The sequence below is a fragment of the Tsuneonella sp. HG094 genome (assembly GCF_053819285.1).
The window spans coordinates 2,398,305-2,420,343 of sequence record NZ_JBSORA010000001.1; the positions used below are offsets into that span (position 1 = coordinate 2,398,305).

The 22,039-nt window shown below is 67.7% G+C and carries 28 protein-coding genes; 8 read left to right on the plus strand and 20 right to left on the minus strand.

Annotation, left to right across the window (positions count from 1 at the left end; genetic code table 11):
- The first annotated feature begins 23 nt into the window (after window positions 1–23).
- Complete coding sequence (gene ubiG, locus ACWPMX_RS11920) at window positions 24–785, plus strand: bifunctional 2-polyprenyl-6-hydroxyphenol methylase/3-demethylubiquinol 3-O-methyltransferase UbiG (RefSeq protein WP_455700213.1); 762 nt, start codon at window positions 24–26, stop codon at window positions 783–785.
- Here the strand turns inward: ubiG and ACWPMX_RS11925 are convergent.
- The 8 genes from ACWPMX_RS11925 to ACWPMX_RS11960 are packed head-to-tail and all read right to left on the minus strand — an operon-like array spanning window position 763 to window position 5,137.
- Window positions 763–1,785, minus strand: a complete 1,023-nt coding sequence (locus ACWPMX_RS11925; RefSeq protein ID WP_455700214.1) for a glycerophosphodiester phosphodiesterase family protein — start codon at window positions 1,783–1,785, stop codon at window positions 763–765. The two genes, ubiG and ACWPMX_RS11925, sit on opposite strands and share 23 nt — an antisense overlap.
- Before the next feature lie 32 nt (window positions 1,786–1,817).
- Window positions 1,818–2,327, minus strand: coding sequence for an AAA family ATPase (locus tag ACWPMX_RS11930; protein WP_455700215.1), 510 nt, complete (start codon window positions 2,325–2,327; stop codon window positions 1,818–1,820).
- On the minus strand, window positions 2,324–2,929 hold the full coding sequence (gene pnuC, locus ACWPMX_RS11935) for a nicotinamide riboside transporter PnuC (RefSeq protein WP_455700216.1): 606 nt from the start codon (window positions 2,927–2,929) through the stop codon (window positions 2,324–2,326). The genes ACWPMX_RS11930 and pnuC overlap by 4 nt, the downstream gene beginning before the upstream one ends.
- The gene (locus ACWPMX_RS11940; protein ID WP_455700217.1) at window positions 2,908–3,255 is read right to left on the minus strand and encodes an ArsC family reductase; all 348 of its coding nucleotides are present in this window, start codon (window positions 3,253–3,255) and stop codon (window positions 2,908–2,910) included. Before ACWPMX_RS11940 ends, pnuC begins: the two co-directional genes overlap by 22 nt.
- Window positions 3,252–3,563, minus strand: a complete 312-nt coding sequence (locus ACWPMX_RS11945; RefSeq protein WP_455700218.1) for an antibiotic biosynthesis monooxygenase family protein — start codon at window positions 3,561–3,563, stop codon at window positions 3,252–3,254. Before ACWPMX_RS11945 ends, ACWPMX_RS11940 begins: the two co-directional genes overlap by 4 nt.
- Window positions 3,563–4,033, minus strand: a complete 471-nt coding sequence (gene ruvC, locus ACWPMX_RS11950; RefSeq protein ID WP_455700219.1) for a crossover junction endodeoxyribonuclease RuvC — start codon at window positions 4,031–4,033, stop codon at window positions 3,563–3,565. Before ruvC ends, ACWPMX_RS11945 begins: the two co-directional genes overlap by 1 nt.
- 10 nt (window positions 4,034–4,043) lie before the next feature.
- The gene (locus ACWPMX_RS11955) at window positions 4,044–4,394 is read right to left on the minus strand and encodes a DUF3147 family protein (protein WP_455700220.1); all 351 of its coding nucleotides are present in this window, start codon (window positions 4,392–4,394) and stop codon (window positions 4,044–4,046) included.
- The gene (locus ACWPMX_RS11960) at window positions 4,394–5,137 is read right to left on the minus strand and encodes a YebC/PmpR family DNA-binding transcriptional regulator (protein WP_455700221.1); all 744 of its coding nucleotides are present in this window, start codon (window positions 5,135–5,137) and stop codon (window positions 4,394–4,396) included. Before ACWPMX_RS11960 ends, ACWPMX_RS11955 begins: the two co-directional genes overlap by 1 nt.
- 49 nt (window positions 5,138–5,186) lie before the next feature.
- Here ACWPMX_RS11960 and ACWPMX_RS11965 point away from each other — a divergent pair, with 49 nt between their 5' ends.
- Window positions 5,187–5,933, plus strand: coding sequence for a CPBP family glutamic-type intramembrane protease (locus tag ACWPMX_RS11965; RefSeq protein ID WP_455700222.1), 747 nt, complete (start codon window positions 5,187–5,189; stop codon window positions 5,931–5,933).
- Here ACWPMX_RS11965 and ACWPMX_RS11970 read toward each other — a convergent pair.
- A complete protein-coding gene (locus tag ACWPMX_RS11970) occupies window positions 5,930–6,166 on the minus strand; it encodes a DUF2312 domain-containing protein (RefSeq protein ID WP_057882441.1) in 237 nt (78 codons plus the stop codon). The genes ACWPMX_RS11965 and ACWPMX_RS11970 overlap by 4 nt on opposite strands.
- An 86-nt stretch (window positions 6,167–6,252) precedes the next feature.
- Window positions 6,253–6,564 carry a DUF1244 domain-containing protein gene (locus tag ACWPMX_RS11975; protein ID WP_455700223.1) on the minus strand — a complete coding sequence of 104 codons (312 nt, stop codon included), beginning with the start codon at window positions 6,562–6,564 and terminating at the stop codon, window positions 6,253–6,255.
- A gap of 50 nt (window positions 6,565–6,614) precedes the next feature.
- Here ACWPMX_RS11975 and pyk point away from each other — a divergent pair, with 50 nt between their 5' ends.
- Entirely contained in the window at window positions 6,615–8,069 is a 1,455-nt protein-coding gene (gene pyk / locus ACWPMX_RS11980; protein ID WP_455700224.1) for a pyruvate kinase, read from the plus strand.
- On the opposite strand, the gene ACWPMX_RS11985 is transcribed toward pyk, so the two are convergent.
- The 5 genes from ACWPMX_RS11985 to metX all read right to left on the minus strand — a co-directional run bounded on the left by ACWPMX_RS11985 (window position 8,066) and on the right by metX (window position 12,127).
- Entirely contained in the window at window positions 8,066–8,272 is a 207-nt protein-coding gene (locus tag ACWPMX_RS11985) for a hypothetical protein (protein WP_455700225.1), read from the minus strand. The two genes, pyk and ACWPMX_RS11985, sit on opposite strands and share 4 nt — an antisense overlap.
- 96 nt (window positions 8,273–8,368) lie before the next feature.
- Window positions 8,369–9,724 (minus strand): glutamate--tRNA ligase, encoded by a 1,356-nt coding sequence (gene gltX, locus ACWPMX_RS11990; RefSeq protein ID WP_455700226.1) that lies wholly within the window; start codon window positions 9,722–9,724, stop codon window positions 8,369–8,371.
- 26 nt (window positions 9,725–9,750) lie between these two features.
- Complete coding sequence (locus ACWPMX_RS11995; protein ID WP_455700227.1) at window positions 9,751–10,434, minus strand: hypothetical protein; 684 nt, start codon at window positions 10,432–10,434, stop codon at window positions 9,751–9,753.
- Complete coding sequence (metW, locus tag ACWPMX_RS12000; RefSeq protein WP_455700228.1) at window positions 10,431–11,018, minus strand: methionine biosynthesis protein MetW; 588 nt, start codon at window positions 11,016–11,018, stop codon at window positions 10,431–10,433. Before metW ends, ACWPMX_RS11995 begins: the two co-directional genes overlap by 4 nt.
- The gene (gene metX / locus ACWPMX_RS12005; protein WP_455700781.1) at window positions 11,015–12,127 is read right to left on the minus strand and encodes a homoserine O-acetyltransferase MetX; all 1,113 of its coding nucleotides are present in this window, start codon (window positions 12,125–12,127) and stop codon (window positions 11,015–11,017) included. Before metX ends, metW begins: the two co-directional genes overlap by 4 nt.
- A 92-nt stretch (window positions 12,128–12,219) precedes the next feature.
- On the opposite strand from metX, the gene hisC reads away from it, so the two are divergent.
- The gene (gene hisC / locus ACWPMX_RS12010; protein ID WP_455700229.1) at window positions 12,220–13,320 is read left to right on the plus strand and encodes a histidinol-phosphate transaminase; all 1,101 of its coding nucleotides are present in this window, start codon (window positions 12,220–12,222) and stop codon (window positions 13,318–13,320) included.
- Complete coding sequence (locus ACWPMX_RS12015; RefSeq protein WP_455700230.1) at window positions 13,317–14,222, plus strand: prephenate/arogenate dehydrogenase family protein; 906 nt, start codon at window positions 13,317–13,319, stop codon at window positions 14,220–14,222. Before hisC ends, ACWPMX_RS12015 begins: the two co-directional genes overlap by 4 nt.
- On the opposite strand, the gene ACWPMX_RS12020 is transcribed toward ACWPMX_RS12015, so the two are convergent.
- From ACWPMX_RS12020 to ftsE, 4 genes are read right to left on the minus strand one after another with little or no spacing between them, the layout of a single operon-like run.
- Window positions 14,223–14,903: a lysophospholipid acyltransferase family protein gene (locus tag ACWPMX_RS12020; RefSeq protein ID WP_455700231.1), complete on the minus strand. Its 681-nt coding sequence runs from the start codon at window positions 14,901–14,903 to the stop codon at window positions 14,223–14,225.
- Window positions 14,904–14,913: 10 nt separating this feature from the next.
- A complete protein-coding gene (locus tag ACWPMX_RS12025) occupies window positions 14,914–15,444 on the minus strand; it encodes a YdcF family protein (RefSeq protein WP_455700232.1) in 531 nt (176 codons plus the stop codon).
- A gap of 10 nt (window positions 15,445–15,454) precedes the next feature.
- Window positions 15,455–16,390, minus strand: a complete 936-nt coding sequence (locus tag ACWPMX_RS12030; RefSeq protein WP_455700233.1) for a cell division protein FtsX — start codon at window positions 16,388–16,390, stop codon at window positions 15,455–15,457.
- The gene (gene ftsE / locus ACWPMX_RS12035) at window positions 16,387–17,130 is read right to left on the minus strand and encodes a cell division ATP-binding protein FtsE (RefSeq protein ID WP_455700234.1); all 744 of its coding nucleotides are present in this window, start codon (window positions 17,128–17,130) and stop codon (window positions 16,387–16,389) included. The genes ACWPMX_RS12030 and ftsE overlap by 4 nt, the downstream gene beginning before the upstream one ends.
- A 154-nt stretch (window positions 17,131–17,284) precedes the next feature.
- Between ftsE and ACWPMX_RS12040 the strand changes: the two genes are divergently transcribed.
- Window positions 17,285–18,145: a zinc-ribbon domain-containing protein gene (locus ACWPMX_RS12040; protein ID WP_455700235.1), complete on the plus strand. Its 861-nt coding sequence runs from the start codon at window positions 17,285–17,287 to the stop codon at window positions 18,143–18,145.
- Between the two features lie 7 nt (window positions 18,146–18,152).
- Here the strand turns inward: ACWPMX_RS12040 and ald are convergent, their stop codons facing one another.
- A complete protein-coding gene (gene ald, locus ACWPMX_RS12045) occupies window positions 18,153–19,268 on the minus strand; it encodes an alanine dehydrogenase (RefSeq protein ID WP_455700236.1) in 1,116 nt (371 codons plus the stop codon).
- 168 nt (window positions 19,269–19,436) lie between these two features.
- On the opposite strand from ald, the gene ACWPMX_RS12050 reads away from it, so the two are divergent.
- Window positions 19,437–20,837 carry an OprO/OprP family phosphate-selective porin gene (locus tag ACWPMX_RS12050; RefSeq protein WP_455700237.1) on the plus strand — a complete coding sequence of 467 codons (1,401 nt, stop codon included), beginning with the start codon at window positions 19,437–19,439 and terminating at the stop codon, window positions 20,835–20,837.
- 81 nt (window positions 20,838–20,918) lie between these two features.
- Window positions 20,919–21,968: a substrate-binding domain-containing protein gene (locus ACWPMX_RS12055; protein ID WP_455700238.1), complete on the plus strand. Its 1,050-nt coding sequence runs from the start codon at window positions 20,919–20,921 to the stop codon at window positions 21,966–21,968.
- Window positions 21,969–22,039 lie beyond the last annotated feature (71 nt).

Below are 22,039 nucleotides of genomic sequence, written 5' to 3' on the forward strand. Positions count from 1 at the left end.
CGGCGCGCTGTTAGGGGTGGCGGATGGTCGATGCAACAACCCCCGGAGATACCAATTCTTGCCCCCCGGCAACCATCCGGCCCGAAGAGGCCGCGCACTTCGGCAAGCTGGCGGCCGACTGGTGGAACCCGAAGGGGTCTTCGGCGATGCTGCACAAGCTCAACCCGGTGCGCCTCGCTTTCCTCCGCGCCGCGATCGACGCACACTGGCCGCAGAGCCGCGATTCGCTGCGTCCCCTCGAGGGCAAGTCCGCGCTCGACGTGGGCTGCGGCGCGGGCCTGCTGTGCGAACCGCTCGCGCGCCTGGGTGCCGATGTGACCGGAGTCGATGCGGCAGCGGAGAACGTCGCCGCCGCCGGCGTCCATGCCGATGGCTCGGGCCTGCCGGTGCGCTACATGGCGGGCGAAGTCGGCGCGCTCGACGTCGGGACGTTCGACCTCGTCACCGCGATGGAGGTGATCGAGCACGTCGCCGACAAGCCGGCGTTCCTGGCCGCACTCGCCGCCCGACTCGCACCCGGCGGACTGTTTGTGCTGTCGACTCCCAACCGCACCCCAGCCTCGCGCCTGCTGCTGGTAGGCGCGGCGGAAGCGACCGGCATGATCCCGCGCGGCACGCATGACTGGGACGATTTCGTCACGCCGGACGAACTGTCCGACATGCTATGGGACGCGGGCTTCGTGATGGGCGAGCCGCAGGGCATTGCGTTCACTCCGACGAAAGGCCTGCACCTGTCGGGGAACACTGCTCTCAACTACATCGTCACGGCCGTGCGGAACGCCTGAGCGGGACCGCCAGCGCCGGATCGTCGGTGAAGATCGCATCGACGCCGGTGGCCGCAAGCGCGGTCCACGCCGCCGCGTAATCGCCCGTCGCGCCCTCCGCGGTCCCTTTGCGCAAAGCCACGGGGAGGAAGGCGTTCTCCTTACGCAGCGTCCAGGCGTGAACCTTGAGGCCTGCCGCATGGGCGCTTTCGACGAGGCCGGTCGATTTCCCGTCGGCGCCCGCTATCAGTCGCACGTCCGGACCGATCGCATCGGCATAGGCGGCGACGTGCGCAAGACCGCTGGGCGTCAGCATCTCGGCATAGGTCAAGTCCTTCTCGTCCGCCGGGCCGGCCTCGGTCGAGACGAGCTGAACCAGCGGCACGTCGATCAGCTTGTCCAGACGCTGGAGTGGAGCGATGTCGAAGCTTTGCACGAACAACGGGATCGCCTTCCCGTCGAGCCCTTCCTTCTTCAGCGCCGCGACCAGCAGGTCGACACTGTCGATGCCCTGCTGCAGCAGGAAGGTCGGGTGCTTGAGTTCGGGGTATAGACCGACGGTTCGCCCGCTTTCGGCGGCCTTGGCGCGGACCAGCGATACGATCTCGCTGAAGGTCGGCACCTGGTAGAGACCGTCGTAGCGGGCGTTCGCGGTGCGCAAGGTGCCGAGCCGCTCCTTGGCGCGCAGCGTGCGCAGTTCGGCGAGCGTGAAATCCTCGGCGAACCAGCCCGAAACAAGCTCTCCGTCGACTTCCTTCGACTTGCGACGGTCGGCGAATTCGCTGCGGGTGGCGACATCGGTGGTGCCCGAAATCTCATTCTCGTGCCGCGCGACGAGGACGAGGTCCTTGGTCACGACGAGATCGGGCTCGATGAAGTCGGCGCCAGCGTCGATCGCCCGCTCGTAGGCGGCGAGCGTGTGTTCGGGCCGCTCACCGCTCGCACCGCGATGCGCGATGACGAGCTGGGCCTGCGCCGGAGCGGCGGCAGCGAGGGCGGCGAGCAGGACGAGCATTCGCATCGGCGATCCTCCTGGCACCGGCAGCCTGAACCTCAGCCGAGCGCCTGTTCGATGGCGGTACGCACCGCCGCCTCGCGCTCGGACCAGTCGCCGCCGATCGTGCGCCACGTGACGCCCGATTCATTCAGCAAGTGCTCCGCGACTTGCGAGAATTCCTCACGCGCCTCGTGCAATCCGAAGAAGCGGGTGTCGTCGTACACCCACGGCACGTCGGGCGCGAAGAGCAGATAGAGGTCCGCCTTCGGATAGGCGAGCAGCTCCGGCGCAGCTTCGCCGAACAGCATGCGCGACCATGCGGCGGTCATCAGCGGGTCGGTGTCGAGCAGCATCAGCGGTGACGCTGCGAGCGCCGCCTCTCGCGCCATCCTGTCCTGCTCCGCGGCGATCGCGGACAGGGCTTCGGGGGTGAAATCGGTCGAGACGGTTTCGGCGTATACCCGCCCGTATTCGGGAACGAGCGGACAGTGCCACTCCTCAGCCAGCTTTGCGGCAAGGGTCGACTTGCCGGTGCTCTCGGCACCATGGAAACAGACGCGGATCATGTGAAAGCCTCTCCCGCCGAGCGCAGGTCGGACTGCGTGGCCCTGGTCCATTCGCGCAGGCCGATCACCGCCAGCACGAGGAAAATCCCGTAAAGTCCCGCGAGCAGGTAGAGCTCACGGTTGAGGTAGAGCGCGACGGACATCGCGTCGACCGCGATCCACAGCCACCAGTTCTCGATCCGACGGAACGCGAGCAGGAGCTGCGCGGTGACGCTCATCCCGGCCACCGCACTATCGACCATCGGCAGGGCGGCATCGGTATGGCGGGCGAGCATCACGCCGACCGCGACGCTCGCTGCAATCGTCCCCGCGAGCCACGCGCTGCGCTCGGCCCACCCGAGCCAGCCGACCGGCACCTCGCTCTCCGCTCCCTTGGCCTGCAACCAGAGAACCCAGCCCCAGACGTTGGCGAGGAAGAAGAACGCCTGCAGCGCCGCCTCGGCATAGAGCCTCGCCTCGACCATCACGAAGCCGATGCAGGTGACCATCACCATCGCGGCGGGAAAGTTCCACACCGAGCGGCGCACCAGCAGCAGTATATTGGCGAGGCCGAAGACGGCGCCCGCGATCTCGAACGGGTTCACGCCAGCGCCGCGTCCCACTCGGCCGGATCGAACCCGACCAGCAATCCGCCTGGATGATCGACGATCGGACGCTTGATGCACGAGGGCTGCGCCACCATAAGACGAATCGCCTTTTCGGAATCGAGGCCTTCTTTCTGCTCGGGCTCGAGCTTGCGGAAGGTCGTGCCTTTCTGGTTGAGCACCCGCTCCCAGCCGACCGCCTGCACCCAGCCGCGCACGTGATCCTGGTCTGCGCCTTCCTTCTTGTAGTCGTGGAAGGTGTAGTCGATTCCGCGCTCGGCAAGCCAGGCGCGCGCCTTCTTCACCGTGTCGCAATTGGGAATGCCGTAGAAATGGATCGTCATGCGTTTCCTGCCTCGAAGCGGTGCACCCGCGGGTCGGCGCAGGCGAACAGCGTATATTCGGCGTAGTATTCGTCCCGCCCCTTGTGCTGCACCGCGCGGTGCTCGGCAAGCCGTCCCCATGCGCGAGCAGAGGCCTCGTCGTCCCATTCGCTGATCGCGACGACCTCGCCGTCGTCTGCGGTGTACGACTTGAAGCTGCGATAACCGGGCTGCGCGGCGGCCATCTCTGCCATGCGATCGGCATCGGCGGCATAGGCCGCAGCGTCCATGTCGGCGCGCTTGCGGTTGCGGAAAACGACGAGGAACATCAGCGCCCGCCTAGGTGCGCGTCGGCGATCGCCACCGCGAGCGCGTCGGCAGCGTCCGCGCCGGAGACCTGCGCGCCGGGCAGCAGCACCTTGAGCATGGCCTGGACCTGCACCTTTTCCGCCGCACCGGTGCCGACCACCGCTTTCTTGACCAACCGCGCGGCGTGTTCCTGCACCGGCACCCCGGCCCTGCCACAGGCGGCGAGCACCGCGCCGCGCGCCTGCGCAAGTTTCAACGTCGATTGCGGATTCTTGTTGGCGAAGACCTCCTCCACCGCGACCCGGTCGGGCGCATAGGTGGCGATCAGCGCGGCGACCGCATCGTGGAGGTGGTGCAGCCGATCGGCCATCGGCGCCTTCGCGTCGGTCGGCACCTGCCCGTTGGCGACATGGCTCAGCCGCGCGCCTTCGCTCCGCACCACGCCCCAGCCGGTGCACGACAGCGACGGGTCGAGGCCCATGATGATCATCGCGCCGCGATCACAGCTTGAGGCCAAAGCGCGAGCCGATCGCCATCATCGCGAGGTAGAGCGCCACGGTCAGCGCGCATCCCGCGATCAGTGCGGTCCAGAAGCCCCAGCCCGAGCGCAGGAGCAGCGGGATCAGGAGGAACATCGGCAGGCTCGGCAGCACGTACCAGAAGGTCGCCTGCGCATGGACCGCCATGTTCTGCGCGTCGGGCCGCGCGTGCCACAGGAAAATCATGCCGAGCACCGAGACCAAAGGCAGCGAGGCGATCAGTGCGCCCGCGGTGGGCAGCCGCCGCCCGACCTCCGAAATGGCCGCGATCATCGCCCCGGCGAGCAACGCCTTGGCGATGACCGTCCACATCAGCCGAGCTTGTCCATGATCTCGTCGCTGACCTCGTAATTGCCCCAGACGGTCTGCACGTCGTCGTCGTCGTCGAGCGTGTCGACCAGCTTGAGCAGGGTCGCGGCGTTGCTCTCGTCGAGGGCGACGGTCACGTTGGGTTTCCACGCGAGCTTCACGCCTTCGGGCTCGCCGAGCACTTTCTCGAGCGCGCCGGCGACCTCGTGGAGCGATTCCATGTCGGTCCAGATGGTGTGGCCATCCTCTGTCGTCTCGACGTCGTCGGCGCCCGCTTCGATCGCAGCCTCGAGCACCGCTTCCTCGTCGCCCGCCTTGGCCGGGTACTCGATCAGGCCCTTGCGCTCGAACCCGTGGCTCACCGCGCCGCTTGCACCCAGGTTCCCGCCGTTCTTGCTGAACGCGGTGCGCACGTTGGTGGCGGTGCGGTTGCGGTTGTCGGTCAGCGCCTCGACGATCAGTGCGACGCCGCCGGGGCCATAGCCCTCGTAGCGCACTTCCTCGTAATCCTCGCCGCCGGCCGCCGCGGCCTTGTCGATCGCGCGCTGGATGTTGTCCTTCGGCATCGACTGCGCCTTGGCGTTGTTGACCGCCAGGCGCAGGCGCGGGTTCATGTCGGGATCGGGCGTGCCCATCTTGGCCGCGACGGTGATCTCGCGCGAAAGCTTGCTGAACTGCGCCGAGCGCTTCTTGTCCTGCGCGCCCTTGCGGTGCATGATGTTCTTGAACTTGGAATGGCCTGCCATAAGTCCGTTCTTGTATGACGTGTTATCGGAACGGGGGCGCATTAGCCGCATGAGCGGGCAACCGACAAGAGGCGGCCTGCCGCCCGTATCAAGCAATCGCGCGATCCCGATCCCGCAGACCTGGCGCCGCTGGGCCGCGTTCGTGCGGCGTCCGGTGCTGCCCGACCGTGCGGACCTTTCCCCCGGACCCGCGCTGAGGACGGTCGCACCGCTGTTCGCCCTCGACATGCTGCTGATGGCGGTGCTGCTCGGGGCGGTTTCGGTGGCGGTCACCGTCGGCTTCGACATGCCCGATCACATGCTCGGCGGGCTCAAGCTCGAGCCGCTGCTCATCGCGTTTATCGTGATCGGCGCGCCGATCGGCGAGGAAATCCTGTTCCGCGGTTGGCTTTCGGGACGACCCGGGCACGTTGGCGCGATCATTGCGCTGCTGATGGGCAGCGGGGTCGCGATGGCTGCGGGCGGCACGGCGATCGCCGGCATAGCGGTGGCGGCGGGCGTCATCGCCGCGCTGATCGTGGTGTTCTGGTATCGTGGACGTCCGGCCATGGGCTGGTTCCAGCGCCGGTTTGTGTGGTTCTACTGGCTCAGCGCGCTGCTGTTCGCCGGCGTCCACCTGAGCAATTTCGCAGCGGCGGGCCCGGCAATCCTGCCGCTCGTCCTGCCGCAGTTCGCTCTCGCGCTGATCCTCGGCTACTTGCGCGTGAACCACGGGTTGTGGAGTTCCATGCTCACGCACATCCTCCACAACGCGGTGTTCATCGGGTTGGTGCTGGCGGGATCGGCAGCCGCTTAGCCGAGACCGAGCGCCGCCTTGTAGGTGTCCAGCAGCATTTCCATTTCACTGCGGTCGTCGGGCTTCATCTTCCTGAGCCGGACGATCTGGCGCATGATCTTGGCATCGTAGCCGACCGCCTTCGCCTCGGCGTATACGTCGCGGATGTCGTCGGCGATGCCCTTCTTCTCTTCCTCGAGGCGTTCGATGCGCTCGATCAGAAGGCGCAGGCGGTCGTCGGTGGCTTCGGCCATTTGGTAAGTGCTCCGGTGAATCAGAATCGGTTGGGCGGTCCGATAACCGCCGTCCGCCACGCTTTGAAGGCGGGGTGGAAAACTTCTCAGTCTGCCGCGTTCAGCTTGAGGCTGGCCTCCATCCGGGCAAGCTGTTCGGGCGTCGCCTCGCTTTGGTGCCTCACTTTCCATTCGTCCGCCGGCATCCCGTGGATGACCTCGCGCGCTGCCGCCTTGTCGCCGGGGTATCCGGCGTCGCGAATCCAGTCGGCGAGGCAGTTGCGGCAGAACCCGGCAAGTCCCATCAGTTCGATGTTTTGCGCGTCCGCGCGGTGGCGCAGGTGGCGGACGAGGCGGCGGAAGGCGGCGGCGGCCTGGTCGTCCGGCAGGGCGTCGAGCGGGTCGGAATTCGTATCCATTGCGACTAACATCCTTGTGTTGCGGGGGTGCCCTGCCATAGGCGGGCGTCATGCAGAAGCTCGAACCGCGCAACCGCAAGGTCAAGGTGCTCGCCACCATCGGGCCCGCCAGTCGCTCGCCCGACATGCTCGCCCGCCTGCTCAAGGCCGGGGCCGACGCCTTTCGCGTCAACATGAGCCACGGCACCCATGCGGACCACGAAGCGACGATCCGCGCCATCCGCGATCTCGAGAAGACCAGCGGGCGCCCGATCACGATCCTCGCCGACCTCCAAGGGCCGAAGCTGCGCGTGGGCACCTTCAAGAACGGGCAGGCGGTGATCCGCCATTCGGGCCACTTCACGCTCGACCGCAATCCCGCACCGGGCGACGAGACTCGCGTCGAACTGCCCCACCCCGAGCTGTTCGGCATCCTGAAAAAGGGCCAGCGGCTGCTGATCAACGACGGCAAGATCCGCCTGAAGGTCATCAAGGCAGAGCCCGACAGCATCCTCTGCTCGGCCGAAGTCGGCGGTGTGATCTCGGACCGCAAGGGCGTGAACGTGCCCGATGCCGAAGTGCCGATCCCGGCGCTCACCGAAAAGGACCGCCGCGACCTCGCCTTCGCGGTCCAGCAGGGCGTCGACTGGATCGGCCTGTCGTTCGTCCAGCGGCCCGAGGACCTTGCCGAGGCGAGGAAGCTGATGGGCGGCTACGGCGCGCTGTGCGCCAAGATCGAGAAGCCGAGCGCGGTGCGGCGACTGCCCGAATTGCTTGAACTGTCGGACGGGATCATGGTCGCACGCGGCGACCTCGGCGTCGAACTCGACCCCGAGGAAGTGCCGCCGCTACAGAAGAAGATCGTCAACGCCGCGCGCAATGCGGGCAAGCCGGTAATCGTCGCGACGCAGATGCTCGAATCGATGATCGAGAGCCCGACACCGACCCGCGCCGAGGTGAGCGACGTGGCCAACGCGGTCTACGACGGCGCCGACGCGGTGATGCTGAGCGCGGAGACCGCGGCGGGCGCCTGGCCCGAGGAATCAGTCGCGATCATGGACCGCATCGCCACGCAGGTGGAACGCGACGACGCCTATATCGAGCGGGTGCGCCTGCTCGACACGCCGCCCGACCGGACGACCGCCGATGCATTGAGCCATGCGTGCATGACGATTTCCGATACCGTATCGGTCAGCGGCATCATCGTGTTCACGGGATCGGGCAGCACCGCGCGCCGCGTCGCGCGTGAGCGGCCGAGCGTGCCTATGCTGGTCCTGACCCCGAGCCTGAAAACCGCGCGGCGCATCGGCCTGCTATGGGGCGCGCACGCGGTCTCGACCAAGGACATCGGCAGCTTCGAAGAGATGATCGCCAAGGGCAAGCGCATGGCGCTGCGCCAAGGGTTTGGCGAAGCGGGCAGCAAGCTGATCGCGCTCGCCGGCGTCCCCTTCGGAACGCCGGGCAGCACGAACCTGCTTCACGTCGTTACCCTCTCGGGCGACGAGTTGAAGAAGCACGCGAACTAGGGGCTGACCGGGCTGTCGTCGTCGTCCGACAGGATAAGGGCAAGCATACCCGCTACAGCGATCGCGATGATGATGAGCGCGTTGGCCCATTCGCCGCCGCCACCGAGCGACCCTTCTTCGGATGTCGGCGCACTCGCCCGAGCGACCGGTGCTGCGTGAACCGCGATTGGCGCCGCGACGAGAGTCGCAGCGATCGTTGCCAAAGTTAACTTCCTGAAGCTCATCTATTTTTCTCCGCTTGAACCACGCTGCAAGCGTTTGAGCGGACGAAACGTTTCGACATTGCGGTAGAATGTGGCTCAACCGCGACGCGACGCCGCAAGCAGGCGCGCCCGGGCTTCCGCTTCACCGATCAGCGGCAGCATCGAGTGCATGTCGGGTCCGTGGTCGAGTCCTGTCAGCGCCTGGCGAAGCGGCAGGAACAGGGCCTTGCCCTTCCGCCCGGTCGTCTCCTTGAGCACGGCGGTCAGCGAGCCCCAAGGGTCCGCACCCCACTTCAGTGCCGCAGATGCCTGGCTCAGGAACAGGCTGGTGTCGTCGTCGAAGTCGGGCTGCACGACCGGCCCCTTGACGACCTGCCACCATTCGCGAGCCTCGTCCACGCGGGAGAGGTTCGGCCGGATCGCCAACCACGCGGATTCGTCCATGCCCGCCGGCAAGCGCCCGGCGACCGACGCATAAGGCAGTTGGTGGACCATGGCGGCGTTCAGCCGGTCGAGTTCCTCCTCATCGAAACGCGCCGGTGCGCGCCCGAAGGTCGCAAGGTCGAAGCTCTCGATCAGCACGTCGCGGTCCACGATCGGCTCGACGGGCAGGCTCGTCCCGAGCCGTGCGAGCAACGCCACGAGCGCCTCGGGCTCGATGCCCGCTTCCCGCAATGCTGCACCCGACAGCGAGCCGAGCCGCTTCGACAGCTTGCCCTCGCGACCCACCAGCAGGGCCTCGTGAGCGAACGAGGGGAGCGCAGTTTTTGCTGCACCGAAACCTGCAGCATAAAGTGCGGTAAGCATCTGAATTTGCGTGGCAGTATTGCTGACATGATCTTCTCCGCGCAGCACGTGCGTGACACCCATCTCGATATCGTCAATCGCGCTCGGCAGCATGTAGAGCCACGACCCGTCGGCGCGCCGGATGACCGGATCGGACATCTGCGCGGGATCGAAATGCTGCGCTCCGCGCACACCGTCGATCCATTCGATCGGCTCGCCGTGATCGAGCTTGAAACGCCAGTGCGGCGCAATGCCCTCGGCCGCGAACCGCGCGTGGTCGGTCTCGGTGAGCGCCAGCGCCGCGCGGTCGTAGATTGGTGGCAGCCCGCGCCCGAGCAGCACCTTGCGCTTGAGGTCGAGTTCCTGCGCGGTCTCGTAGCAGCGATAGACCCGCCCCGCTTCGCGCAGGCGATCGAACGCGTCGGCGTAGATCGCCAGCCGCGCCGACTGCCGCTCCTCGCCGTCGGGCTCCAGTCCCAGCCAGGCGAGGTCCGCGCGGATGCCCTCGACGTATTTCTCACGGCTGCGCTCAGAATCGGTATCGTCGATCCGCAGCAGAAAGCGCCCGCCGTGCTTCTTCGCGAGCAGCCAAGCATGGAGCGCGGTGCGGATATTGCCGACATGGAGCTGGCCTGTCGGTGAGGGGGCAAAGCGGGTGACGGTCATGCGCGGGTCCATAGCCCAATGCGCGCTCAGGTGAAGCGGGCGCGCGCCTTTTCGAGGTCGGCCAGCATCGTGTCGATCGCGCGGTTGTCTTCCGGCGATCCGTGGTCGCGCACATAGGCTTCCAGTTCGGCCACCTCGATCCGTGCGGCTTCGATCTCTCCCGGCAGCTCCCAGCGTGCCTTGGCCATGTTCGCTTCGTAGCGTTCGGCGAGTTCGGTGGAGAGGTCCTGCGGCCGCTTGCGCGCGACGACACGCCAGCGATCGCGGGCGCGGGCAAAGGTCTTTTCGAGGTGCTTGCGCACCACCCGCACCGCGAGCGCGGGTTCGCCCGCCGCGACCATCCCGTCGAGTGCGACGAGATTGCGTTCGGTCGCCCAGCCGGCAAAATGAAAGCTGCCCAGCGCCATGATCCAGCGCGCGATCAGTTCGGTCTCGCAGGCCTCGATATAGCGGCGAACCAGAGGGAGCGAGATCGAATCTCCGCGATCGAGGAACAGTTCCGCACCGTCGTCGGGGGTGACCGTCCCGGCGCGTGCTGCTTGCGACGCGGCGATCTCGATTGCCTCGAGGTCCACACGAAAGTTCCGGAATTTCGGCCGCGCCGCGTCGACAAACTGCTGGCCCAGCGCACGCAGGTGCGGCGGTGGAGGCGGTGCGTCCGTGAACAGCAGCCGCTCGAACGCCGAGCGATCGTCGCCCTTGCCGGTCATCGCGACAATTCGAACACCGCATGTTCGGCGCGCACGTTCGCCGCCGCCGGGCCGATACTGCGGTCTCCCGCGAAGAACCACGCCTGCTCGCATTTCACACCCATCTGGGCGATCAGGTCGCGGAAGTCGGCCACGGTGACATGGTGGATGTTCTGCGTCTCGTACCAGCTCACCGGGATCGACCGGGTAACCGGCATCCGGCCGCCGAACATCAGCGCGGCGCGGGTGCGCCAGTGGGCGAAGTTGGGGAACGACACGAACGCCTGTCGCCCGACCCGCAGCAGTTCGTCCAGCAGTCTGTCGGGCCGCGCGGCGGTCTGCAGGGTCTGGCTGAGGATCGCGTAGTCGAACGCCTTGTCGGGGTACTCGGCAAGGTCGCGGTCGGCATCGCCCTGCACCACGCTGAGGCCGCGCGCGACACAGCGCTCGACGAGCTCGGCATCCAGCTCCATCCCGCGGGCGTCGCAGTGGTTCGCGCTCTGGAGGGCATCCATCAGCGCGCCGTCGCCGCAGCCGACGTCGAGCACGCGCGTTCCGGGGCGGACGTTGGCGGCGATCACCGCGAGGTCGGCGCGCAGCGTCATCCGATGAACCCCTTCACCACCCGGTCGAGCGCAGCGTGCTCGAGCAGGAAGCTGTCGTGGCCGTGCGGGGCCGACAGTTCGACGAAGCTGACCGCCGCGCCTGACGCATTGAGCGCATGGACGAGATGTCGGCTCTCACCAGTGGGATAGAGCCAGTCGGAATCGAAGCTGACGAGGCAGAACCGCGCGGTGCTGCCCGCGAAGGCCTCGGCCAGCTTGCCGCCATGTTCCTCGGCGAGGTCGAAGTAGTCCATCGCGCGGGTGATGTAGAGGTAGCTGTTCGCATCGAATCGCTGGGTGAAGCCGCTGCCCTGGTAGCGCAGGTAGCTTTCGACTTGGAAATCGGCGTCGAAGCCGAAGCTCTTGGCCCCGCTCGAACCATCTGGCCGTTCCTGCAGGTTGCGGCCGAACTTGTCGGTCAGTCCAGCTTCGCTGAGGTAGGTGATGTGCGCCGCCATGCGCGCGACGCTGAGGCCCTTGTCCGGCGCGCGGCCCGAACCGTAATAGTCGCCGCCCTGCCAGTCTGGATCGGCCATCACGGCCTGCCGCCCGACTTCGTGGAAGGCGATGTTCTGCGCCGAGTGCCGCGCGGTCGAGGCGATCACCAGCACTCGGCTCGCCCGGTCGGGGAAGTTCGCCGCAAGGCTCAGCGCCTGCATTCCGCCCATTGATCCGCCGACCACCGCGTGCAGCCGCGAGATGCCGAGCCCGTCGAGCAGCGCGATCGTACCGCGCACCATGTCGCGTACGGTGATCACCGGAAAGCGCATGGCATAAGGCCTGCCGTCCGCCGCCAGGCTCGCCGGGCCGGTCGAACCCATGCAGCCGCCGATCACGTTGGCGCAGATCACATGGAAGCGGTTCGTGTCGATCGGCTTGCCGGGGCCGACCATCCGCTCCCACCAGCCGGGCTTGCCGGTGACCGGGTGCTGGCTCGCGACATACTGGTCGCCGGTCAGCGCGTGGCAGACGAGGATCGCATTGCCCTTGTCCGCCGCAAGCTCGCCATAGGTCTCATAGGCGATCGTCACGCCCTCCAGCGCCTGTCCGCCGTCGAGGGGCAGCGGCGCGGGCAGCGCGTACGATTTGAGGGGAGAGGCGGGCGGCATGGCCGGGCGGTCGATAGAGAAGAAGCTCGCCGTGGCCAACCATCGCTTTTTCTTTGATGCAACTCCGCGCACGCTGCCATAAGCGCGCCGCGATGGCTGATCGTCCCGCCCTGAAGCCCTGGATCGAGGGCATCCACGCCTATGTTCCCGGCAAGGCCGCGGGCGCCGACGGCAAGCCACTGGTCAAGCTGTCGGCGAACGAAAACCCGCTCGGCAGCTCGCCCGCCGCGATCGCCGCCAAGGCCGAGGCCGCTGCGCCGAGCCGTTATCCCGACCCCGACAGCACCGCGCTCCGCTCTGCGATCGGCGCGAACTTCGGGATCGATCCTGCGCTGGTCGTCTGCGGCACGGGGTCCGACGAGCTGCTGGTGCTGGCCGCCGCAGCCTTTGCAGGACCGGGCGACGAAGTCCTGTTCCCGCGCTTCAGCTTCGCGGTCTACGACATCGCTGCGCGGCGCTGCGGGGCCACGCCGGTCGAGAGCGCGCATGCCGATTATGGCTGCGACGTCGATGCGCTGCTCGCCGCCGTCACCCCGCGGACGCGGGTGGTCTACCTCGCCAATCCGAACAACCCGACCGGCAGCTACCTGTCCGCTGCCGAAGTCACGCGCATCCATGCCGCGCTGCCCAAGGACGTGCTGCTGGTGCTCGACCAAGCTTATGCCGAATATGTGTCGCCCGAACTCGACGACGGCGGGCTGGCGCTGGCCGCGACGCACGACAACGTGCTGGTGACACGAACGTTCTCGAAGATCCACGGTCTCGCGGGTGAGCGGATCGGCTGGGCGACAGGTGCGCCGGAACTCGTCGCCGCGCTCAATCGCATTCGCGGTCCGTTCAATGTCACGAACACCGGGCAGGCCGCCGCGCTGGCCGCGCTGGCCGACGATGCGTTCGTCGAGCGCAGCCGGCGCGAGAACGCGGCGAACCGCGCTCGTTTCGTCGCTGCGCTCGAGCCCTTGGGTAACCGGGGCGTGAGGCCGCTGCCGAGCGAGGGCAACTTCGTCCTCGTGCTGTTCGAGGGCGCGCTGACCGCGGAGGCCGCGATGGCCGCGATCGCCGAGGCGGGCTACGCGGTGCGCCACCTGCCCGGCCAGGGACTGCCGCACGCCCTGCGGATCACCATCGGGACTGCCGCCGACATGGACGCGGTCGCCGCGGCGATCCGCGCGGCTGCGGAGCACGCCGCGTGAACTTCTCGCGGGTTGCCGTGATCGGGCTCGGCCTGCTCGGCGGGTCGGTCGGCCTCGCTATCGCCGAGAGCTTGCCCGATTGCGAGACGACAGGTTACGATGCCGACCCCGCGGTGCGCGAACGCGCCGCAGCTCGTGGCCTCGTCGGCCGGGTCTGCGACAGCGCTGCCGAAGCGGTGGCGGATGCCGAACTCGTCGTGTTCTGCGTGCCCGTCGGCGCGATGGGCGCGGCTGCGGCCGACATTGCGGGTGCCCTCCCCGCTTCTGCCATCGTCAGCGATGTCGGCTCGTCCAAGGCGGCGGTGACCGAGGCGCTGCGTGCCGCGCTGCCGGGGCACACGGTGATCCCCGCGCACCCCGTCGCGGGCACCGAGAACAGCGGGCCGGACGCGGGCTTCGCGCACCTGTTCCGCCACCGCTGGTGCATCGTCACCCCGCCCGCCGATGTCGATCAGGCGTCAATGAACCGCTTGATCGCGTTCTGGGAAGCGCTTGGTGCCAAAGTCGAGATCATGGATGCCGCGCACCACGATCTCGTGCTCGCGGTGACGAGCCACATCCCGCACCTCATCGCCTACACCATCGTCGGCACCGCCTCCGACCTCGAGCAGGTAACCCGCAGCGAGGTCATCAAGTATTCCGCAGGCGGGTTCCGCGACTTCACCCGCATCGCGGCGTCCGACCCGGTCATGTGGCGCGACGTGTTCCTGACCAACCGCGAGGCGGTGCTCGAGATGCTCGGCCGCTTCACCGAAGACCTCACTGCGCTCCAGCGCGCGATCCGCCACGGTGACGGGGAAGCCCTGTTCGACCTCTTCACCCGCACCCGCGCGATCCGCCGCCAGGTCATCGAGGAAGGGCAGGACGACGCACGACCCGACTTCGGCCGCTCGGATCACTGATCAGCTGTTCAGCGCATTCATCGCGTCGTGGACCCGGCGCTCGGCTTCCTCGCGCGGCAGACCTGGCGGGATCGGCTCGCCGAAGCGATAGGTGATCGTGCCGGGTCGCTTCCACTTGCGATGATAGAGCGGGCCGCTGTTCACCGCGACCGGCACCACCGGCACGCCGAGCAGCTTGTAGAGCCCCGCGAAGCCCGCCTGCAGCGGCGGACGTGTGCCGTGCGGCACGCGGGTGCCTTCGGGGAAGATCGCCAGGGGTCGGCCCTCTTCCGAGAAGACCTTCGCCGATGCGAGCATCTTGCGCAGAGCCCTTGCCCCCTGGTCGCGTTCGACCGGGACAATGCCATAGGCGGCGGCCGCGGCGCCCCATAGCGGGATGCGGAACAGTTGCTCCTTGGCGAATACCGCGGGCGTATCGAGCAGGGCGGGGAGATCGATCGCCTCGAAGAAACTTTCGTGCTTGATCGCGTAGAGCACCGGCCCCGTAGGCCGCTGGCCCTCTTCGCGGATCGTCACGCCGAGGAAAGCGGTCACGCACCGGCGCTGATAGCGCGCCCAGCCTCGAACCACCCGCCGGAATGCGGTAAGGCTGAACGGCCGGACGATCAGAGAGGAGCTCGTGTAGACCAGAGAACCGAGGTAGAACACGACATAGAACAGCAGGCTGCGCAGGACGGTCATCGAAGCGAACTCAGGCGGGCAGGAGCTGGGCGACGGTCGACGCCAGCAGCTTGTTGTATTCGAGGAACAGGATCCGCAGGCGCGGGCGGGATCCGACCGCATCGCGCACGATCGTCACGTCGTCTGGCAAGGCGTTGGCCAGTTCGCCCGCGGCGCGGCGCATGTGCCAGTCGGTGGTGACGAGGCGCAGCGTCTTGAACCCGCGCTCCTTCATCCACGCGGCGGTCTCGGCGGCATTGCTGCGCGTGTCGACCGCCGCGAAGCCCAGCGTCACGCAGCAGCGCATGGTTTCCTCGGGCACCTTGTAAAGCGCCACGAACTCGCGCGGCTTCACTTCGCGGTCGACGCCGGTCACCAGCATCTCGCGCGCGCTTCCCTTCGCCAGCAGGTCGAGCCCGCGCGCGATGCGTCCGGCCCCGCCGGTCGGCACGACGACGGCGTCGGTCTTCACGCCCTCGACCGGCTGCGGCAAAGCGGCGGCGAACCACAGGAAGCCCAGCGCATAGAGGATCAGGAGGAAAGCGGCGAAGCGGCCGATCATCGCACGCCCCTCACAGCATTCGTCCCAGCGCGCGCAGAACGGTCAGCCGTGCGGTCAGCATCGCGATGGCGACACCGACGAGCGGGATCGCGGCGATCAACAGCCAGTCGACCGGCCCCAGCCCGCCCCCCGCGACCATGCCCGATCCCAGCGCGGCGAACTGGCGACCGAGCACGATCACCGCCGCTGCTCCCAGCGCCAATCCGACTGCGCCCCCCGCGACCGCGTCGAAAGCGATCGAGCGCTGGAAGATCCGCGCGATCTGCGCGTCGGTACCGCCGAGCAGGTGGACGATCTCGATCGTCGAGCGGTTGCCGCCGAGCGCGCTGCGCGCCGCCAGCAGAACCGCCGCTGCGCTCGTCAGCGCAAGCAGCACCACCAGCGCGAGCGCGAGCAATTGCAGCGAGCGGATGGCCGCAAACACGGGGGCGAGCCAGGTCGATTGGGCATCGACGCGCGCCGCCGGAGCAACCCCGGCAAGCGCGCCGCGGATAGCCGCGAGCCGCGCCTCGGTTGCGGGTCCGCGCAGTTCCACGTCGACGAGCGCGGGCACCGGCACCGCATCGGTCCCGCCGCTCTCCGCGCCCAGCCACGGCTCGATCAGTTCGTCGAGTTCGCTGTCGGGCACAACGCGAATGCTCGCGACGTCGGGCAGGTTGGCAAGCGCGGCTTCGGCGGCCCGCGCCTGCCGGTCGCGTTCGACCTTCAGCGGCTCGACGATCTGCACCGTCGCCGCACCCGAGAGTTCGCCGCGCGCGGTATCGGCAAGGTTGCTGAGCGCGAGCCCGCCCGCCGCCGCGATCGTCGTCAGAGTGACCATGATCGCGATGACCCACGGCATCGGCCCGGCGAAACGCGCGTGCGGGATCAGCGCCGCGGCGCGGCTGCCGCCGAACGGCACGAGGCTGCGGGCGACCGCGCGGGCAAGAACCGGTGGGCGCTTCATCCGAAGTCCGCCTCTTCGAAGCGCCGTGCCTCGCGCCGGGGCGGGAAACGCAGCGCGCCGGTCGGATCGGACAGCCGCCCCTTGTCGAGTCGCATGATCAGCGAATCGGGCACCTTGCGCAGCAGGTGGACGTCGTGGGTCGCGACGACGACGGTGGTGCCGAGGCGGTTCAGTGCCTCGAACAGGCGCAGAAGCTTGAGCGCCATGTCGGGATCGACGTTGCCGGTCGGCTCGTCGGCGACGAGCATGTCGGGCCGTCCGATCACCGCACGGGCGATCGCCACGCGCTGCTGCTCGCCGCCCGAGAGCGTCGCGGGGCGCGCGTCGAGCCGGTGCGCAAGGCCGACCCATTCGAGCATGTCGGTGACCGGCTGGCGCAATTCACCCTCGCGCACGCCCGATACGCGCAGCGGCAGCGCGACGTTGTCGAACGCCGAGAGGTGCGGGACGAGGCGGAAGTCCTGGAACACGACGCCCAGCCGGCGGCGAAACAGCGGCAAGCGTTCGCGCGGAAGGGTAATGACGTCGGTCCCGAACATCCGGATCGCCCCCCGCGATGGCCGCTGGGCGAGGTAGAGCAGCTTGAGCATCGAGGTCTTGCCTGCGCCGCTCGCCCCGGTCAGGAAGTAGAAACCGCCGGGGTGGAGCGTGAACGAAACGTCGCTCAAAACCTCCTTGTCTGCGCCGTAGCGCAGCCCGACGTTGTCGAACGTCACGATGTCGCCCCCCTCACCGGTCACGGTCGGGCCACGGTTAGCAAACGGGACTCACGGAGAATTCGCATCGGCAGGGGGGCTATAGCCGCGCTTCCATGTGGAAAAAAGCCGCCAGCATGACGACTTGGCGTGTTGCGACTCTTGTGCGGCACCGCGGCATAGGTCAGATTCGTTCACCATGATCATAGCCTGCCCAGCGTGCGCGACCCGATACGTCGTGCCGGACAGCGCCATCGGCGCCGAGGGCAGGACCGTGCGCTGCGCAAAATGCCGCCACAGTTGGTTTCAGGACGGGCCCGAGCTCGCTGCGCCGCTCCCGCCCGAACCGGCGACACCCGATGAGCAGGTAGCCGCGCCCCCGCCCCCGACGCCCGCGCCGCCGGTCGAAGAAGCGCCGGTCGAGGAACCCGTCGCCGCGCAGCCTGTCTATCAGGAACCCGTGGCAGGGGCGCCGGTCGTCGATGGTCCCGCGCCGCAGCCCGAACCCGAACCGGTCTACCGTGAACCGCCCGCCCCGACTGTGGTCGAGGCCGGCCCGCCGCCGATCGTGGTCGAGCCCGATTACGGCGAGGAAGTCTCGCAATTCGATTACGAGCCGCCGTTCCGTCCGCGCCGCAACATGACCAAGGTGTGGACCGCCGCTGCTGTCGTCTTCGCGGCGCTGGCAGTCGGGACCGTGGGCGCGGTCAGCTATTTCGGGCTGCCCGACTGGGTTCCGGTCAGCCGGCCGACCTTCGCGCTTGGCCAGCCCGACCTCGTGCTCGATTTCCCGCGCCAGCAGCAGGAACGGCGCACGCTGCCCAACGGCACCGAGTATTTCGGAGCCAGCGGGACGGTGAAAAACGTGGGCCGGGAAACGCGCGCGATCCCGTCGATCCTGATCGTCCTGCGCGATGCGCGCGAGCGGATCGTCTATTCGTGGGAAATCGCCCCGCCCAAGGCGAACCTCGCCCCGGGGGAAACGGTGACCATCAACGAGGCGGTGACCGACGTCCCCCGCTCGGCGAAGATCGCCGAGATCGGGTGGAAGCCGGCCTGACCGCTATTCAGCCGACGGCGTCGGCCACCGGCAGGTAATCGTAGCCCAGTTCGTCGGCGACCGCCTTGTAGGTCACCTTCCCGGCGTGGACGTTGAGCCCTTCGGCCAGATGCGGATTGGCCCGCAGCGCGTCCTTCCAGCCCATCCCGGCCATCCGCAGCGCATGCGGCAGGGTCACGTTGTTGAGCGCATAGGTGCTCGTGCGCGCGACCGCGCCGGGCATGTTGGCGACGCAGTAATGGACCACGTCGTCGACCACGTAAGTCGGCTCTGCATGGGTGGTCGCGCGGCTCGTTTCGAAGCAGCCGCCCTGGTCGATCGCGACGTCGACCAGCACCGCGCCCGGCTTCATGCACTTGAGCATGTCGCGGGTAACGAGCTTGGGCGCGGCGGCGCCGGGTACGAGCACGGCGCCGATGACGAGGTCCGCCTCGCAGATCATCTGCTCGATATTCGCGCGATTGGAGAAGCGCGTCTTGGCGCGGCTCTCGAAATGGATGCCGAGCTTTTCGAGCACTTCGGGATCGCGATCGAGGATGGTGACGTCGGCGCCGAGGCCGACCGCCATCTGCGCTGCATTGAAGCCGACGACGCCGCCGCCGATCACCAGCACGCGGCCCGGCAGCACGCCCGGCACGCCGCCGAGCAGCACGCCGCGTCCGCCGTGCGCCTTTTCCAGCGCGGTTGCGCCGGCCTGGATGCTCATGCGTCCGGCGACCTGGCTCATGGGCTTCAGCAGCGGCAGGGTGCCCCCGGGGCCGGTGACGGTCTCGTAGGCGATCGCGGTCACGCCCGACTTGACGAGATCGGCGGTCTGCTCGGGATCGGGCGCGAGGTGGAGATAGGTGTAGAGCACCTGGCCTTCGCGCAGCATCGCCCGCTCGACCGCCTGCGGTTCCTTGACTTTCACGATCATCTCGCAGCCGTCGAACACGGTCTTCGCGTCGGGCTGGATCACCGCACCGCACGCGCGATAGTCCGCGTCGGTCGAACCGATGCCGAGGCCGGCGCCGCTCTCGACCCACACTTCGTGGCCGTTCGCGGTCAGTTCGCGGACGCTTTCGGGCGTCAGGCCGACACGGTATTCGTGGTTCTTGATTTCGCGGGGGCAGCCGATGCGCATGGGGGTACTCCTTTGGCCGCGCCGTTACAGTTGCAACCAGTTGCGGGCAAGCGCCAACGATTGCGAGGGGCATGGCCGCTGGCTGTGGAAACAGTCATACAGCCGTCACACAACCCGCATAGGGCCGCCGCGAAACAGTAATCGAAGTTTCATGAGGGAAACGACGCCGTGACTATCAACCGCCTCACGATCTCCGCGCTGGCGGTGGCCGCCTCGACCGGCTGGGCCATGCCCGCCGCCGCGCAGGACAATGCCGCCGTAGCCGAGGAACTGGCGCGAATGCGCGCCCAGATGGCCGCCATGGCGAGCCGGATCGACACGCTCGAATCGCAGCTTCAGGTCGCCAAGGCCGAAGCGCAGGCGGCCACCACCGCCGCCGGTGCGGCGACCGCCAGCGCCGCCGCCGCAACCGAAACGGCGAAGAAGCCGGCCGAAACCGCGATCGCGTGGAAGGGCGCCCCCGAACTCACCACATCGAGCGGCTGGAGCTTCAAGCCCCGGGGGCGGCTCCAGCTTGACGCCGGGACCGTCGGCAGTCCTGCCGGAATCAGCGATGCAAGCACAGGCTTCGGCAGCGAAGTGCGACGCGCATACATCGGTTTCGACGGAAAGATGCCTGGCGGCTTCGGCTACCGCGCGGAGATCGACGTCGCGAATGGAACGGCCGAGGTCACCGACTTCTACCTGACCTACGATGCCTCCAAGAACCTGGCTCTCACGGTCGGCCAGCACAAGCCTTACTGGGGCCTGGAAGAGGTCACGAGCGACCTGTTCACCAGCTTTACCGAGCGTGCTTCGGCCAATAATGCCTTCGGTTATGAGCGGCGCGTGGGCATCGCCGCGCAGCTGACGCAGGGCGACCTTATCGTTCAGGGAGGCGCCTACACCGATAATGCGACCGATCTGAACAACGACGAGAACAACACCTATTCGGTCATCGGCCGGGTCGTGTTCGCGCCGAAATTGGGTGGGGGCCAGTTGCATCTGGGCGCCAATGGGCAATGGCGCGATCTCAACGATGCCGCGACGAGCGTACGCTACCGCGTGCGGCCGTTCATCCACACGCCGGACATCCGCTTCGCCGACACCGGCAACATCACCGCATTGTCCGAAACCGGCTACGGTCTCGAAGCCGCCTATGTTCGCGGCCCGATCCACGCAGTGGCGGAAGGGCACTGGCAGCGCGTCGATCGGCCGGGAGCCCTGGCGAACCCGACATTCTTCGGCGGCTACGCCGAAGCGGGCGTGTTCCTGACCAAAGGCGATACGCGCGCCTACAAGGGCGGCGCGTTCGACCGGATCAAGCCGAAGAACCCGGTCGGCAAGGGCGGGTTCGGGGCGGTGCAGGTCAACCTGCGCTACGACTACCTCGACCTGATCGATGCCGGGATCGTGGGCGGCAAGCAGGACACCTACGCGATCGGCCTGGTCTGGACGCCGACCGATTACACCCGCTTCATGCTCAACTACGGCCACGTCGAATACGACCGCGCATTCCTTCCCGCCGCGGGCGGCGACCGTTCGTACAGTGTCGACGCGGTCGGCGCGCGGGCGCAGTTCGATTTCTGATTTCACCGCAAGAAACCTGTCATCCCCATGTCACATCCCGCCGCTAGCGGCGCGAACGACCAAACCGAGGGCACAACCGAAATGACCACCACCAAGACCATCGCGTTCGCCACCATTTCCGCGCTTGCGCTGGCCGCCTGCGGCGGCAGCGGCGGCAACGCCTCCGACAGCCGCGATTCGATCCGCGCGGTTGGCTCGTCGACCGTCTATCCCTTCGCCAAGAAGGTCGCCGAGGAGTTCGTCGCCGCAAACCCCGGCATGAAGAGCCCGCTGATCGAATCGACCGGCACCGGCGGCGGCATCAAGCTGTTCTGCGCGGGCGTCGGCGCTCAGCACCCCGACATCGTGAACGCCAGCCGCCGCCTCAAGAAGAGCGAGTTCGAGGACTGCCAGAAGAACGGCGTCACCGACATCGTCGAAGTGCAGGTCGGCCTCGACGGCATCGCATTCGCCTCGGCCAAGGGCGGGATCACGATGAACCTGACCCCCGCCATCGTCTACAAGGCGCTCGCTGCCAAGCCGTTCGGCAAGGACCAGACCGCCAAGACCTGGAAGGACGTCGATCCCTCGCTCCCCGCCGAACCGATCCTCGTCTACGGCCCGCCGTCGACCTCGGGCACGCGCGACGCGATGAAGGAACTCGTCCTCACCAAGGGCTGCGAAAGCGATCCCGCGATGAAGGCGCTGAAGGACAGCGACAAGGACCAGTTCGAGCAGGTCTGCACCGAAGTCCGCACCGATGGCGCCTATGTCGACCAGGGCGAGCAGGACAACCTGATCGTCCAGAAGATCGAGGGTAACCCCAAGTCGGTCGGCATCTTCGGTTACTCGTATCTCGAAGAGAACGCCGACAAGCTGCAGGACCTGCCGATGAACGGCGTCATGGCAACCTACGAGAACATCTCGAACTTCAGCTACCCGGGCGCCCGTCCGCTCTACATCTACGTCAAGAAGGCGCACATCGGCGTGATCCCCGGACTTGCCGAGTTCCTGACCGCGTGGACCAAGGCGTGGGTCAAGGACGGCTCGCTGTCGAAGGTCGGCTTCGTGGCCGCTCCCGCCGATGTCCAGGCCGCCGCCGCCAAGGCCGCGACCGAGGGCACCGCGATGACAGCCGACGGCCTCAAGTAAGCCGAGCGCCGCTCTGGCACAAAGGAAAGGGCCCCGCCGGCGCGAACCGGCGGGGCTCTTTCCTTTTGTCC

What these genes read in the sequence shown, in the direction of transcription:
- ACWPMX_RS11925 (WP_455700214.1), bottom strand. Translation starts at nt 1,785, where the DNA reads ATGCGAATGCTCGTCCTGCTCGCCGCCCTCGCTGCCGCCGCTCCGGCG.
- ACWPMX_RS11930 (WP_455700215.1), bottom strand. Translation starts at nt 2,327, where the DNA reads ATGATCCGCGTCTGTTTCCATGGTGCCGAGAGCACCGGCAAGTCGACC.
- ACWPMX_RS11965 (WP_455700222.1), top strand. Translation starts at nt 5,187, where the DNA reads ATGAGCGGGCAACCGACAAGAGGCGGCCTGCCGCCCGTATCAAGCAAT.
- ACWPMX_RS12055 (WP_455700238.1), top strand. Translation starts at nt 20,919, where the DNA reads ATGACCACCACCAAGACCATCGCGTTCGCCACCATTTCCGCGCTTGCG.
- ubiG (WP_455700213.1), top strand. Translation starts at nt 24, where the DNA reads ATGGTCGATGCAACAACCCCCGGAGATACCAATTCTTGCCCCCCGGCA.
- ACWPMX_RS11945 (WP_455700218.1), bottom strand. Translation starts at nt 3,563, where the DNA reads ATGTTCCTCGTCGTTTTCCGCAACCGCAAGCGCGCCGACATGGACGCT.
- ruvC (WP_455700219.1), bottom strand. Translation starts at nt 4,033, where the DNA reads ATGATCATCATGGGCCTCGACCCGTCGCTGTCGTGCACCGGCTGGGGC.
- ACWPMX_RS12025 (WP_455700232.1), bottom strand. Translation starts at nt 15,444, where the DNA reads ATGATCGGCCGCTTCGCCGCTTTCCTCCTGATCCTCTATGCGCTGGGC.
- pyk (WP_455700224.1), top strand. Translation starts at nt 6,615, where the DNA reads ATGCAGAAGCTCGAACCGCGCAACCGCAAGGTCAAGGTGCTCGCCACC.
- ACWPMX_RS11975 (WP_455700223.1), bottom strand. Translation starts at nt 6,564, where the DNA reads ATGGATACGAATTCCGACCCGCTCGACGCCCTGCCGGACGACCAGGCC.
- ACWPMX_RS12030 (WP_455700233.1), bottom strand. Translation starts at nt 16,390, where the DNA reads ATGAAGCGCCCACCGGTTCTTGCCCGCGCGGTCGCCCGCAGCCTCGTG.
- metX (WP_455700781.1), bottom strand. Translation starts at nt 12,127, where the DNA reads ATGCCGCCCGCCTCTCCCCTCAAATCGTACGCGCTGCCCGCGCCGCTG.
- gltX (WP_455700226.1), bottom strand. Translation starts at nt 9,724, where the DNA reads ATGACCGTCACCCGCTTTGCCCCCTCACCGACAGGCCAGCTCCATGTC.
- hisC (WP_455700229.1), top strand. Translation starts at nt 12,220, where the DNA reads ATGGCTGATCGTCCCGCCCTGAAGCCCTGGATCGAGGGCATCCACGCC.
- ACWPMX_RS11940 (WP_455700217.1), bottom strand. Translation starts at nt 3,255, where the DNA reads ATGACGATCCATTTCTACGGCATTCCCAATTGCGACACGGTGAAGAAG.
- ACWPMX_RS11955 (WP_455700220.1), bottom strand. Translation starts at nt 4,394, where the DNA reads ATGTGGACGGTCATCGCCAAGGCGTTGCTCGCCGGGGCGATGATCGCG.
- ACWPMX_RS11970 (WP_057882441.1), bottom strand. Translation starts at nt 6,166, where the DNA reads ATGGCCGAAGCCACCGACGACCGCCTGCGCCTTCTGATCGAGCGCATC.
- ACWPMX_RS12040 (WP_455700235.1), top strand. Translation starts at nt 17,285, where the DNA reads ATGATCATAGCCTGCCCAGCGTGCGCGACCCGATACGTCGTGCCGGAC.
- ACWPMX_RS11995 (WP_455700227.1), bottom strand. Translation starts at nt 10,434, where the DNA reads ATGACCGGCAAGGGCGACGATCGCTCGGCGTTCGAGCGGCTGCTGTTC.
- ACWPMX_RS11960 (WP_455700221.1), bottom strand. Translation starts at nt 5,137, where the DNA reads ATGGCAGGCCATTCCAAGTTCAAGAACATCATGCACCGCAAGGGCGCG.
- ACWPMX_RS12020 (WP_455700231.1), bottom strand. Translation starts at nt 14,903, where the DNA reads ATGACCGTCCTGCGCAGCCTGCTGTTCTATGTCGTGTTCTACCTCGGT.
- ald (WP_455700236.1), bottom strand. Translation starts at nt 19,268, where the DNA reads ATGCGCATCGGCTGCCCCCGCGAAATCAAGAACCACGAATACCGTGTC.
- metW (WP_455700228.1), bottom strand. Translation starts at nt 11,018, where the DNA reads ATGACGCTGCGCGCCGACCTCGCGGTGATCGCCGCCAACGTCCGCCCC.